The sequence below is a fragment of the Phocaeicola sp. HCN-6420 genome, from assembly GCF_037890145.1.
Lineage (GTDB): Bacteria > Bacteroidota > Bacteroidia > Bacteroidales > Bacteroidaceae > Phocaeicola.
On the sequence record NZ_JBBKBJ010000087.1, the window covers coordinates 1 to 505 of the forward strand.

Here is a 505-nt window from a genome sequence, read left to right on the forward strand (position 1 = left end):
GAACTCAATGCGTTGTGGCAAATTTAGGAAATTATATTGAATATCCTTGATGTTCCGGTTCAAATCCTGAGTAAGATTTCCGTTTTCATCGTAGGTGTATTCCGTTTCCCTGTCCGCCCCGTCCTTGAACTCAAAGCCGTTGCTGTATGCAGAACTTGCCGCATTGTCGGTAACTTTCGTCAGCTGGTTTCCGCTGTAGGTCAGTGCGAGGTTGTCCACCAGTCCGTATTCCTGCGCTCCGGTCTGTCCCATGCGTCTGATTCCGAGAATGTTTCCCGTTTTGTCGTAGGCGGTAACCTCCTCATTGAAGCGGTTAGGGTTGACTGCAAGCCGTTCCCCCTCTCCGTATTCCGCCTTTTTCATGCGGTCCAGTCCGTCGTAGGTAAACCTGTAACCTCTTGTGGTCTGTTCCTCCCCAGCCTTCCAGCTGATGCTGCTGATGTTTCCGTTGTAGCAGGGTGTTCCGGTTCCGTCAGTATAGTGCAGCTCCTCCTTGAAGAGCGGA

1 pseudogene is annotated in these 505 nt (G+C 51.3%); it reads right to left on the reverse strand.

The window, feature by feature from the left end:
- Positions 1 to 505: pseudogene (locus WKT12_RS16480) on the reverse strand (DUF6443 domain-containing protein); the annotation flags it as partial.